The organism is Runella rosea, from assembly GCF_003325355.1.
Taxonomy (GTDB): domain Bacteria; phylum Bacteroidota; class Bacteroidia; order Cytophagales; family Spirosomataceae; genus Runella; species Runella rosea.
On record NZ_CP030850.1, the window covers coordinates 1,461,997 to 1,474,198 of the forward strand.

Genomic DNA, 12,202 nt, shown 5'->3' on the forward strand with positions numbered 1-12,202 from the left:
CCAACCAAAAAAGGGTCAGTTGCGTCTTTTCATTGCCCCTACATTGACAAATCATGCAGGGTCATTAAACAACAAAAAAACGCTTTTAGCCATGATTAAAATCCCCTTTTTTGCCGTGCTATTGCTCCTGTGCGTGAGCTGTGCGAAAACGAACGTTACGATTGAAGATGAATTGCAAGCCGCCAAAAACGTCACCAATGCCCGGGTAAATTTCAATAAATTGTCTGGAAAATGGACATTTACGGAATACCTGAAAGACAAAACGGTCCCCGCCGACGGCGAAGCCTCCATCGAATTTGCCGCTTCCGAGACCACTGACAAATTGCAAGTGAACGGACGCGCATTCGTAAATTTTTACAATACTCATTTTACGTTTAATGAAGCTAAATCCAGCATTGAGTTCGTCGCGCCAGTCAGTACTACCAAAATGGCCGGCACGCCCGAAATGATGAAAGCCGAGTTTAATTTCCTTAATAACCTAAAAAATGTGACCAAATTTTCGGTCGATGGAACGTCACTTAAACTTTACGTAGGGGAGCCCGTTTCGGAAATTATGTATTTCAAGAAATAAACAATGTCTTTTCACATCCACTTTGAAAGTAACCTGTTTATAGTTTAGGTTAAATTCCTAATCTCGACAAAGAACCAAACTTCTTGATTTTAAGGACATAATCATGATATTTAATAAACCAGCATGAAGATTGAGTTCTGGTTTTTTAATCCTGAACTCAACCTTCATGCTGGTTCTAAGCAGGCCAGCATTATGCCTTCATTCGCTTTTGCTACCACTTTTTGCCATGTCAGGGGCATTATGCGCAGGATGGTTTTATTAACCTCCGATAACACAAAATTGAACATTAGCTTTCTCGGCAACTCCAACGTAGACCAGCCCAATGCATCATTCTCTGTCTATTATGACGAACATGCTACTTGGTTGGCCCCTTTGCCTCAATCCTATGCCAATCCTGCCACTCTCTTTAAATTTGGCTCAGTTATTCAACCTAATCAGAGCGCTACGATGGTGATTAATCGGTATTTTTTTAATAGATATGAACAAAATTTAACCCTTTCAGGTCATTGGCAATTCAAATCCATTCCTACTTTTCAGGCATTTACATCCCTAAAAAATCAGATTGACAAAAAAGCCTATGTTAGCGTTCTAAGCCGATAAAGAAAGGTTTGTCCCCGTGCGGAGGGTTGCTCACAACCAGCTAGACTGTTTACCTACTATTTCAAATGCCCTAAAATTTATGCTTAAGTTCTTAAAATGCTAAGTGAAGTAAGGCCGAATATTAAGGGCAACTAATCTGTGTTCGAACAAAATTTCCCGCATCGTCAATTGTAACCCGCCAACAAAATCCGCTGGGTGATTTTAAAATAATTCCTCGGTTCGGGTTGTCGATATACACATCTCCGTTGCTGATCTGTAATTTAGATTTTGGTGTTTGACCGCCTATTCCTACATTCCCCACTTCATCAATTCTCATTCTTTCCAATGAAAAATTACCGGCAGGATCATTCCCTGTCATAAATTTTATAATGCCATTTGGGTTTTGCGAACTGCCCGAACGTAAAATCAATCCATTGTCTCGTGCATATAGTTGTCCGAACCCTGCAAAAGCACCATTGGCCTGTGGAAAATTATATTCCCTTGCCTGATGTGACAGAAATGTTGATGCCGAAGCACCACCGCTACCAGCCGACAGCTCCACAGAGACTAGAGAAGAAGGAATGGTCGCATCATTTCTTAATTTCAAATAGGTTCTTGTATCACCCGTTGGAGAAAACGGCGTCAGTCCATTATTCCCTTTCATGAGTAGAAAATTATTGATACTCTCTGATGATTGCCCCGACACAGCATACGCGATAAACATAAAAGATAGCGTGCAGAATAAAAATGTTTTTTTCATCGAGTTAGCTCTTTACTTTTTTCGACTGTTTTTTTATATAAACCACAATGGGTGCAAATAAGATCAGCGAAATCACCAGATAGGGGTACTTATAACGAAGATTTCCCTGCGACCCAACGTAGGTCATCAGAAAGCCTAAAAAAGTAAAACCATTGATGATCCAAACAATCAGCGGGGCGGTGTAGCGGCGACGCCAATAATAAACCAATTGATACCCCCACAATCCTAACAGCAGCAAGTAATACGTACATTGAAAGGTATGAATTGCCAGAAAAGCACCACAATAGACCAACGATTGTTGCCAAAACTGCCGCTGTTGGCGAGGCAGTCGGGCATCTTTGATAAAACGTTCAAAACGCCAATTTGGATTTCCCAACAGCGGGCTAATGGCGATGTCATCGTTTACAAAGGTGGTCTTAATTTTATGAGGCCAAAAGGAAAGCCATTTTGTCGGATGACTCACAATCCATTGTACAGCACGCGCTTGGATGTATTCCCCTTTTTCATAAAATGTTTTTTTGGATAGATAAACCGAATCATTTTTGAGAATGGAATCATTGTACACGCCCGTAGCTCCGTCAAACCCACTCATAAGCAGATTGATCGGCCCCGTGGTGGTCGAATACACAAACTGCCCCGTTTGCGACTTGCTGTACATGCCCATCGGCACCACAAACAGCAATACGCCCAAGACAATTCCTATCAGTTGTGTGTAGTTATTCTGTTTTTTATACCTCCAAGTCCACAGCCACACCAATCCATACACCAACAGTAATGCCACAATCAACGGACGACACCCCAAAGCAAATCCCGCCATCAGTCCCGACAAAAGGCCCCACGTAAACACAGGTTTCTGAACATAAAACCAAATACAGAGCAACGTACAGGCCGTAAACGTCAATTCACTTAAATTGAGCACCACCAACCCCAAGCTGTTCAGGTACAGCACGTACATCCACGCCGCTATCCAAGCGCTTTGTTCTCCAAAAAATTTGAGGGTAAGCCGATACACCAAATACAATTGTGTCAAATTGGCGGCAACGTTCAACAAATGCAGCGTTACGGGTGCGTTATGGATGCGCAAGAATAAGGCTCCTAAATTGACGTGAAACAGGCTTGCCAGCCAAGGATCATAAATGGTTTGTGGATACGGAAACCACGTATGCATTTGGGCTGCCTGGCTGGCCCACGTAAAGTAAATCAATGAATCACTATAAAGAGGGTACTGGCGAAACACCGCAAAAACCACGCAGATAACGGCATATACGCCAAACAACCACCAAAAACGTTTAGTCGGTTTAGTGTCCATGACCTGTGCTGTCAAATGTCTAAACAATTTGTATCTCGGTAAAAAATTGTGGTGCAGGTAAGGTGCGATACAATAGGAGCCATTCCGTAAAAATCAATCCAACGAAATCCAAGGGCACGCATAAACCCCTTGACTTCGGCATAACTTTCCCGCTCAGAATTATCTAAAATCAAGACACCGTCGGAGGTTAAAAAATCCACAGAAAACCGCATACAATCTACGCGCTTTCGGCCATCAACGACGATGATTTGATACTTTTTACCCGATATTTGAACGGCGCTGACGTATTTTTCGCCCAATGCTCGGTAGGTAACCTCGGCATTGGCTGGAAGTTGGCGCGCTACTTCCTTTACCCATTCTTCATCGTGCTCTACTGCCTGCACCGACTGTACCTGAGCGGCATACCAGCGGGTAGAGTTACCCGAGCCGTACTCAAACACTTCAAAATGGTTTTTCAAACGCGGTTGAATAAACGCAATAAACGGGTATGTACACCAAGGAAGCGGGTTTCCGGCGGCATCCACCGAGCGCTTGGTATGATAACTTCTAAACCAACCGTTATTTTTCAACTCACTTTCTAAATACAACTGTACACTCCCTCCCAATTTCAACGCGTTCAGCCATTGCCAAACCTGTTTTTTTAATGCCTTAATCATTGTCTGATTATCTATCAATTTTTAATAAAAATTACTTAAATCGCGCCAAAACCGTGTCAATTAGACCGTTAATTTCTTCCGAAATACGCCATTTCCACACATAAAAACCCAACAGACCACAAACTACACCCGTACGAGCCACAATCCATGCCATGGCCATCAGGGGCGTTTGGGTATGCGCAGGTACCAGATACGAAAACAAAAATACTACTCCAAACACTGCTAAAATCTGAATACTTTGCGCCGAATACGGTGAAATACCAAAACGATATTTGATATATCCCACCCGCAATACTGAATAGACCAACGTTGTAAACGAGGTGGCAATCGCGGCCCCGATAAAACCATAAGAAGAAATCAGCCAAAGATTCAGAAAAAATCCCAACAGGGCCGTAAAAATGATGATCCAAGTGGCCATCCGATAATATTTTGAGTACAGAATGATTTCGGTATTGAGTCCAGCCGCCATGTCAAACAGCTTCGTTATCAGCAGAAAAAGAACCACGTATTTTCCTTCGCCGTACACATTACTTTTGGGCAATAAATAAAAAATATCATCAATGTTGACCCATATCAGCAGAAAAACCAACCCGCCACTGAGCAATAAATGCAAGGCCGTTTTACGGTTCATTTTTTCCAATTGCACAAAATCATCATTGCGTAAATGCTGCGTCAGGATCGGAATGGAAATCTGGGCCAATGCCTTTCGTGGGATTTCGATGACGCTCGCCATGTAAGAAGCCACAATGAAAATTCCCGCATTGACCAAATCACGCTCTCCCGCCAGCATGGTTCGGTCAATGAATAAAATAACGTTTACGCCCAACGCACCCAAAACAGTAAATGAGCCATATCCCAGCATTTGTTTAAAAAGCGGTCGGGTAAGAATCGTCCGGTTGGGCCAGCGCCAATAGCCTTTCCCTAAAATACCAATGTAAATAATCAACAAAATCACCGCAAATCCGTAAGCGGCGATAATGAGGTAGAGCATCCAGTCAAAACTAATCCAGCCTATCCCAAAAATAACCACCAACAAGGCATTGGCTACCCGCAAATATACCTCCCGAATAAACATCGGTACGGCAATGCGGGAGTTGTTTCGGCAATAGGCATCTAAGACCGTAATGTAAATCCAAAAAACGGTTAGCGGAATTACCAAGAAATGATAATCAACCAATAAGGCGGAGTTTTTGGAAAAATACCCCACAATCAAGGGGGTAAACAACCAATACACGAGCGCAAAAAGAATAACGCCCACCAAAGGCAACATCAACAAAAAGCTCAGAATACCACCGTGTTTTTCGTCATCGTTTCGAAACAAACTAAAGTATCGGTCTACAATGAAAGGAGTGCCCAAATGCGCAAAGGAGGCAAACAAAAGACTATTCTCAAAAAGAATACGCGACAAAGCATACTGCTCTACCGACAAAAACTCGGTAGAAACGTACATCTGATTGATTACTCCTACCAACACGCCCAAATAGGAGCCTACACCAGCTTTGAGGCTTTGACGAACAACAATACCCACAGGCGTTTGTTATGGTTAAATAAGATCGTTATTGATTGAATTTTTGCACTAACACCTCCGCAATCCGCTCGGCGGCGTGGCCATCCCAAAGCGGCGGAATAACCCCTTTTTTGGCCCGACCTTCGAGGGTTTCTATTACTTTTTCGTGTACAGTCACGGGATTCAAATCGGCCAATAATTGATTGGTTCCGAGGTCGACCGTCACGGGGCGCTCCGTGCTATCACGGAATGTCAGGCATGGCACCTGCAAATAGGTCGTTTCTTCCTGAATACCGCCCGAGTCAGTAATGACCAAAGCCGAATTTTCCATCAAATGCAAAAACTCCAAATAACCCTGCGGCTCGGTCAAAATCAATCCTTGGATAGCATCTAATTTTGCTGTTAAGCCAAATCGCTCAATGTTATTTTTGGTCCGTGGGTGAATCGGAAACAGTACTTTTTTGTACGGTGTCGTGTTTTCGATAATCTGCAAAATACTCGTCAGCCCTTCGGCGGTATCGACATTGGCGGGTCGGTGCATGGTCATGAGCACAAAATCATCTTTAGCTACGCCCAATGAAGGCATGATGTCCAAAAGACCGGCCTTTTGACGATAATAAACCAGAGAATCAATCATGCAATTGCCCACCATAAATACTTTTTCGTCGGGTACACCTTCGTGTTTGAGGTTGTCAATCCCCGCCTGTTCGGTCACAAACAGATAATCCGAAATACTGTCGGTCAAAATACGATTGATTTCTTCGGGCATTCGGCGGTCGCCGCTCCGCAATCCCGCTTCTACGTGCGCAATCGGAATGTGCATTTTGGTCGCCACCAAAGCGCAGGCAATGGTGGAGGTCACATCGCCCACCACCAACACCAAATCTGGCTGCTCGGCTTCCACCACTTTTTCAAACTCCAACATGATTTTGGCCGTTTGTTGGGTGTGTGAACCGCCGCCAATTCCTAGAAAATAATCGGGCTTGGGCAATTCGAGTTGGTTAAAAAATACGTCCGACATCTTGGCATCATAATGCTGCCCCGTGTGGACAATTTTTGATTCAATCTCGCTTTTTTTCTGAAAAGCACGATGCAGCGGCGCTACTTTCATAAAATTAGGCCGTGCGCCTACGATGTTAAGAATCTTCATTTTTTGTTTACGAATTCAAATAGGTTCCGATACCCTTCAATGGCCCACCCCAAGCAGCATACCTGAATGGAATATCACACGCATTTAGCTTAAACCCAAGCCACCGAATTTCCAATAAAAGAACGGATGCAATGTTAGGGTATAAAAAATTAAAATAACACCTACGGGCTTTCTGGTGACGATTAAAAAATCCCGTCAACGTTATTTTTGAGGCGCAAATGTACAAATTTCTAGTTAGGCTTCAGCGTCCATGTTCGGTCGGCTACTTGCTTAATTTTGTCTTTGGAAAAATAAACGGGGAAATAACCGTCTTTGGCCCATAATTCAAACAAATCGGCATAATGTGGGTCGTCGGGGTTGGCCGATTGGCCCGGACTGTTGATTCCCAAGGTTTTGTCCCAGTTTTCGGTATCCACCAAAATCCGAAACGAAGCGCCATGCTCCTGATTGAGGTTATTGCCGGTATTGCCCACCACCTCGCCGTAGCCACCGCGCGGCAAAGGCCCGAGGTTAATTTTGGCGCGTTGCTCCTCGCCTACCCACTCGCTGAGTGCGTGCGTGAGCTTGATGTGTTTATTTTTGGCTTGACCGTACTGCCATTGGTCCATGTCATTACCTAATCGCGCGTTTAGCGCCTGAATCGCCTTTTCTAAACTACTCACAAACAGTTCATTACGTGCTTTAATGGGATCTTCGCCAAACTCAGGACGGGGCGTAACGACCCAATCTACCATTCGCTTAGTGGGCAAAGTTTTAAAATACGTCTGAATATTTTGGGGGACGGTCAGTTGATACACCGTTTTCTTTAATTCTGTCTCCCACTGTACATAAATGGCCGCCGCTACCGAATTGGGCTTTAATTGATGGTCCCACGCCTGCAAAAGCGCCTTGGCTTTCGCTACTTCGTTGCTTTCTTTGGCCGCATTGGCATTGAGCGCATTGATTAAAACAGGCACCAACGTTCGGGCCGTTCCAGACAGATAATCAGTTTGCAAGGTCGCGAAATCCTGCAACGACATGCGCTTTCCAGCGTTCAGTACTTCTTCGATGCGGTGCGCCCGCACAGGGTTGGCCCACGTCCAGCCAATGGCGTTGCGGTTGGGAAAATCAACGGGTGTCATGTTGTTGTTGGCCGTGACCACGTAGCCTTCGGCGGGGTCTTTTTTGTTGGGCAACAGCTGAATGGGTAAATAACCCGCCCACTCATAGCGCCCGTCGCCAGGCACGGGCACAAGACCCGTCCAGTTTTTACGGATAGGCGAAATCCCCACCGCCTGCCAGCCGATATGACCGTTTTTGTCGGCATAAATCATGTTTTCGCCGGGTATACGGCTAAAACTGCACGCGGTCCGAAACTCTTCCCATGTACGCGCCTGATTCATGCGCAAACTCGCCAAATAGGGCGCACAACCCACCTCCAGCCACCCCGCCCGCACGGCATACAGTTTGTTTTTACCTCCCTCTTCAAACACCACCGGCCCGTGGCGGGTGTACTTGAGCGTTACTATTTCGGGCTGCTGCCCCGCAATGTTAACCGTGTCTTTCAGGATTTTGAGGTTTTCCCATTTTCCTTGATATTTATACTGATTTGGATTTTGGGGATTGGTTTCGTAGACGTACAGGTCTTCATTGTCGGTTTCAAAAATGGTCAATCCCCACGAAGCAACTTGGTTGTGCCCAATCGAAACGCCCGGCAAAGAAGGTTCGCCCGCCCCCACAACGTTCCAGCCGGGAGCATGCAAATGCACCCAATACCGCAACGACGGCACCGATTGCGCCCGGTGGGGGTCATTGGCCAACATCGGATAGCCGCTTTGGGCGCGGTTGCCGCTGATAATCCAGTTGTTGGAGCCGACGTTGGCCTTTTCTTCTTCATACCAACTGTCAAAATCAAACGCGGGTGTTCGGCTCGCTTTTTTATCGTCTTTGACAAATTTCAAAGGCGCCCGGAAGGCTTCGTATAATTCGAGAATGGGTTGAAAAAGGTCTTCACCTTGGACGAGTTTGTCCAAGCTCAAATCGGGTTCATTATCGGTTTTAGTGGGGTGAAACCACTGCAACTCACGCAGCTTTTCGGCACCCACCAACTGCACAATTCGAGCATTATTAAGTTCGTCTTTGACGTTGCTCAGCAATCCCTGGTGCCGACTGATAACGATTTCGGGCGTCCAGTAGTCGGGCAGGGTGTTTAAGACTTTAAACTCAAACGGAAGTTTTTCGGGCGTTTGGCGCATCTCGCGGATGTAGGCGTTGATTCCTTCCACAAAGGCATTGATGATGAGCGCACTGCGCGGATGATAGTGGGCCAACTCGGTCGTAAGATTGCCCCTAAATTTAAACAATCTACTGCCAATGTCGCGTTTCAATTCTTTTTTTCCGAGCAGTTCAGCCACCGTTCCCGTGGCTTGGCGCCGCCAGATTTCGAGTTGAAACAGGCGGTCGGAAGCGGCCACGTAGCCCTGCGCCATAAACAGGTCGTGGTCGTTTTGGGCGTAAATGTGGGAGATTCCCCAGCGGTCGCGGATGACCTCAACGGGTTGTTGGAGGCCTTTGATGGTGAGGGTTTGGGCGCAGGAAGCCGTGCAACGCACGAACACCCCCACCGCAAGCAGCATTATAAACGGTTTCAAGGATAGCGTTAGGTTAATGAAACTTAATGTTAGTGAAATTTGGGAGAATTCTCAAGAAATAGCGACGAAACCGTTTTGATGAGTGACTATTTAAACAGAATGTGTTCTAAATAGCATATTGTCACTAATTTATTTCAATATGAGAGGACTTAACCGCGTAACTCTAATTGGAAACCTTGGAAATGTGCCTGAATTTCAGACCTTAGAAGGCGGCGTAAGCGTAGCTAAGTTTTCGCTGGCCACCACTGAAATTTTCAAAGACAAAAATGGTCAAAACCACAGTCAAACCGATTGGCACAATATCGTTGTATGGCGTAGCTTGGCAGATTTTGCAGCCAAATATCTCCAAAAAGGAAGTTTGGTTTATGTCGAAGGTAAAATTAAAACACGTAATTATGAAGATAAAGACGGCAGCAAAAGATACGTAACCGAGATCATTGTTGAGCAATTGATTATGCTTGATAAAAAGCCAGGAGAGACGCTATAAAACCTTGATTGTCGGTTATAACCAGTGATTCACCCATAATTTGTTTCGTATATACATCGTTTTAAGACTACTTTACGCTACTGATGATCAAAGCGAGCAAAATACTCCATCGAAACGAAGAGCGCATCAAAGTGGATTTTCCGTACAATCGCGAAATCAGTCTTGTACTAAAGCAAATCCCCGATGTACAATGGAGCAAAAGCCACAGTGCGTGGCATATTCCCTACACAAAAAAGGCTTTTGAACTGCTGAAAAGCCTTTTTCCCGACATTGAAATCATTTCTCTCAAAGAAACACCCACCGCTCAGGCCCCGCTGGCCGCCGAGCCGTCTCCCCTTCCTACCCAGAGCAGCATTGTGATTGAGCTTTTGAACAAAACCCTCTTGCTGCGCATGCCCAAATCTGACGCGGATGTTCAATTTGTGTTGAAATTTAAGTATGTACGCTGGGATAAAGAGCGCCGTACGTGGCTCATTCCGCATACCGCGACCAACCTACACGCGCTGCAAGTCTATTTTGGTGGACGAATATCGCAGTTTATCGAACACAAAACCGCAATTGAAAACGCTCGGGATGAAACACCCCTGCCAATCGAAGGCGAATTGGTCTTGGTGAGAGTAAACGCCCACAGGTTGCGCGTGATTATTGCCTATAACCCCCAATTGGTGAAAGAAATCAAACAGTTACCATTTGCCAAATGGGATGACAAAAACAGATGGTGGAGTGTACCGTTTTCTGACAAAATCGTGCAACAAATCAAGGATACGGCCCTGACCCACCGGCTCAAATTTACGTATAACGAAACCCTCTCGCCACTCGCGGTCATTCCCCGAAAGGCAAAAGAGCTCATGGTCAACCCACGTCCGTGCCCTACCGATATGATACTAAAAATGAAAGAGTTACGCTACAGCGAAGCTACCATCAAATCCTACGGAGCAGCTTTTGAGGAGTTTATCAATCATTTTCCGCTTGATGCCATTGATGAGATAGACGAAAAGAAAATCATTGAATTCTGTCGCTATTTGGTCCTTGATCGCAAGGTGTCTGCTTCTACCCAAAACACGGCCATCAATGCCATCAAGTTTTATTATGAAAAAGTCTTGGGCGGTAAGCGGCGGTTTTATGCTCTCCAACGGCCTCAACGCGACAAAGCCCTGCCAGTGGTGCTCAGCAGCGATGAGGTACAGCGGATATTGAATACGGTTCAGAACCTCAAGCACAAAATGATTCTAAGCCTTATTTACGCATCGGGATTACGAATCAGTGAAGCGATTCGACTCAAAATCAAAGACATAGACTCCCATCGAATGCAAATACGCATAGAGCAGTCAAAGGGCAAAAAAGACCGTTATACGCTGCTATCGCCCAAAGCCTTGGAATTGTTACGAAAGTATTACGTACAGTACAAACCCATCGATTATTTGTTTGAGGGGCAAGATACGCCCATGTATTCGACGCGTTCCATCCAACAAATTCTGAAAGTAGCTTGCCAAAAAGCAGGCATAAAAAAAAACGTTACGGTACATACGCTGCGACACAGTTTTGCGACTCACCTCCTAGAAAACGGCACCGATTTGCGCTACATCCAACTCCTGTTGGGGCATGAAAGCAGCAAGACTACTGAAATTTATACCCACCTTACTACCAAAGGGTTTGACCAAATAAAAAGCCCTTTAGATACCTTGGAAATATAAATTGAGGATGGTATGTTTGTTATTAACAATCAATCACTTTGTAAAACTACTTTCCATCTCGCTCAATGCCAATATATACGCAATAGCAAAGAGAAAGTAGCGTATATACAGATGTTGTGCGTCAGCTTACAGAAACAGTTACTAAATGACAGACGAACTGAAAATAGAAATTGAAAATTTATACTCGACATTTTCGACTTATAATTTTAAATCGACAATCGAGGGATGTCCTTGTTGTGTATCAGACACTGACAAAGAAAAAATTCATTCAAAACAATTAAGAGAACTTACGGAAGAAGACCTTTCAAGGTATACAGCAAAAGCTATGACAACTTGGGGAGATGAAGACGATTTTCGACATTTTCTTCCAAGAATTTTAGAACTATTATCAACGACAAATTTTATTGTTTCGACTTTTATTGTATTGGGAAAACTTGAATATGGACAATGGAGAGAATGGAAAGAGAATGAACAAGTTGCAATCGAGAAATTTTTAATTGCTTGGTGGGCAGAATTGATAAAAAATAAAAACTCTTTTGACCACGAAGCCTTTATTGAAATTTCAAAACTTACTGACAACATTGACGAATTACTTAAACATTGGACAATTGATTTTGACAATTACAGTTTTGCAAATTATGTTGACTTTGTTTATACATATTACAACGACTTGAATTCAAAGAGAACAGAATTCAAAGAATTAAGTAAAGAAACATGTGACAAGATACTTAAATGGACAAAAGAAAAATCTAACATTTTAGAAAAAGGATTTTTCGAGTATGCAGACAAAGACAAAGATTTTGCTGAAAGAATATCTATAACACAATACATATTTGAACGAACTTAAATAACAAAAAGC

At 44.2% G+C, this 12,202-nt stretch carries 11 protein-coding genes; 5 read left to right on the forward strand and 6 right to left on the reverse strand.

Features of this window, described 5'->3' with window-relative positions; translation table 11 throughout:
* The first annotated feature begins 91 nt into the window (after nt 1-91).
* Nucleotides 92-571: an META domain-containing protein gene (locus DR864_RS06175; RefSeq protein WP_162793582.1), complete on the forward strand. Its 480-nt coding sequence runs from the start codon at nt 92-94 to the stop codon at nt 569-571.
* A gap of 123 nt (nt 572-694) precedes the next feature.
* A complete protein-coding gene (locus DR864_RS06180) occupies nt 695-1,171 on the forward strand; it encodes a hypothetical protein (protein ID WP_114066133.1) in 477 nt (158 codons plus the stop codon).
* Nucleotides 1,172-1,292: 121 nt separating this feature from the next.
* Here the strand turns inward: DR864_RS06180 and DR864_RS06185 are convergent, their stop codons facing one another.
* The 6 genes from DR864_RS06185 to DR864_RS06210 all read right to left on the reverse strand — a co-directional run bounded on the left by DR864_RS06185 (nt 1,293) and on the right by DR864_RS06210 (nt 9,147).
* Nucleotides 1,293-1,910, reverse strand: coding sequence for a hypothetical protein (locus DR864_RS06185; protein ID WP_162793584.1), 618 nt, complete (start codon nt 1,908-1,910; stop codon nt 1,293-1,295).
* A gap of 4 nt (nt 1,911-1,914) precedes the next feature.
* On the reverse strand, nt 1,915-3,219 hold the full coding sequence (locus DR864_RS06190) for an ArnT family glycosyltransferase (protein WP_114066135.1): 1,305 nt from the start codon (nt 3,217-3,219) through the stop codon (nt 1,915-1,917).
* Nucleotides 3,220-3,230: 11 nt separating this feature from the next.
* Nucleotides 3,231-3,875: an FkbM family methyltransferase gene (locus DR864_RS06195; protein WP_114066136.1), complete on the reverse strand. Its 645-nt coding sequence runs from the start codon at nt 3,873-3,875 to the stop codon at nt 3,231-3,233.
* Between the two features lie 31 nt (nt 3,876-3,906).
* Nucleotides 3,907-5,403, reverse strand: a complete 1,497-nt coding sequence (locus DR864_RS06200) for an MATE family efflux transporter (protein WP_114066137.1) — start codon at nt 5,401-5,403, stop codon at nt 3,907-3,909.
* A gap of 28 nt (nt 5,404-5,431) precedes the next feature.
* Nucleotides 5,432-6,532, reverse strand: coding sequence for a non-hydrolyzing UDP-N-acetylglucosamine 2-epimerase (gene wecB, locus DR864_RS06205; protein WP_114066138.1), 1,101 nt, complete (start codon nt 6,530-6,532; stop codon nt 5,432-5,434).
* A 230-nt stretch (nt 6,533-6,762) separates the two neighbouring features.
* Nucleotides 6,763-9,147 (reverse strand): penicillin acylase family protein, encoded by a 2,385-nt coding sequence (locus DR864_RS06210; RefSeq protein WP_205319266.1) that lies wholly within the window; start codon nt 9,145-9,147, stop codon nt 6,763-6,765.
* 154 nt (nt 9,148-9,301) lie between these two features.
* Between DR864_RS06210 and DR864_RS06215 the strand changes: the two genes are divergently transcribed.
* The 3 genes from DR864_RS06215 to DR864_RS06225 all read left to right on the forward strand — a co-directional run bounded on the left by DR864_RS06215 (nt 9,302) and on the right by DR864_RS06225 (nt 12,190).
* Entirely contained in the window at nt 9,302-9,649 is a 348-nt protein-coding gene (locus tag DR864_RS06215) for a single-stranded DNA-binding protein (protein WP_114066140.1), read from the forward strand.
* Between the two features lie 83 nt (nt 9,650-9,732).
* Nucleotides 9,733-11,343, forward strand: a complete 1,611-nt coding sequence (gene xerA / locus DR864_RS06220) for a site-specific tyrosine recombinase/integron integrase (RefSeq protein ID WP_229599531.1) — start codon at nt 9,733-9,735, stop codon at nt 11,341-11,343.
* A gap of 145 nt (nt 11,344-11,488) precedes the next feature.
* Nucleotides 11,489-12,190, forward strand: coding sequence for a hypothetical protein (locus tag DR864_RS06225; RefSeq protein WP_114066141.1), 702 nt, complete (start codon nt 11,489-11,491; stop codon nt 12,188-12,190).
* Nucleotides 12,191-12,202 lie beyond the last annotated feature (12 nt).

Excerpts from the sequence above, each read along its gene's own strand:
- DR864_RS06175 (WP_162793582.1), top strand. The coding sequence starts at position 92 with ATGATTAAAATCCCCTTTTTTGCCGTGCTATTGCTCCTGTGCGTGAGC.
- DR864_RS06225 (WP_114066141.1), top strand. The coding sequence starts at position 11,489 with ATGACAGACGAACTGAAAATAGAAATTGAAAATTTATACTCGACATTT.
- DR864_RS06180 (WP_114066133.1), top strand. The coding sequence starts at position 695 with ATGAAGATTGAGTTCTGGTTTTTTAATCCTGAACTCAACCTTCATGCT.
- DR864_RS06195 (WP_114066136.1), bottom strand. The coding sequence starts at position 3,875 with ATGATTAAGGCATTAAAAAAACAGGTTTGGCAATGGCTGAACGCGTTG.
- wecB (WP_114066138.1), bottom strand. The coding sequence starts at position 6,532 with ATGAAGATTCTTAACATCGTAGGCGCACGGCCTAATTTTATGAAAGTA.
- DR864_RS06190 (WP_114066135.1), bottom strand. The coding sequence starts at position 3,219 with ATGGACACTAAACCGACTAAACGTTTTTGGTGGTTGTTTGGCGTATAT.
- DR864_RS06210 (WP_205319266.1), bottom strand. The coding sequence starts at position 9,147 with ATGCTGCTTGCGGTGGGGGTGTTCGTGCGTTGCACGGCTTCCTGCGCC.
- xerA (WP_229599531.1), top strand. The coding sequence starts at position 9,733 with ATGATCAAAGCGAGCAAAATACTCCATCGAAACGAAGAGCGCATCAAA.
- DR864_RS06185 (WP_162793584.1), bottom strand. The coding sequence starts at position 1,910 with ATGAAAAAAACATTTTTATTCTGCACGCTATCTTTTATGTTTATCGCG.
- DR864_RS06215 (WP_114066140.1), top strand. The coding sequence starts at position 9,302 with ATGAGAGGACTTAACCGCGTAACTCTAATTGGAAACCTTGGAAATGTG.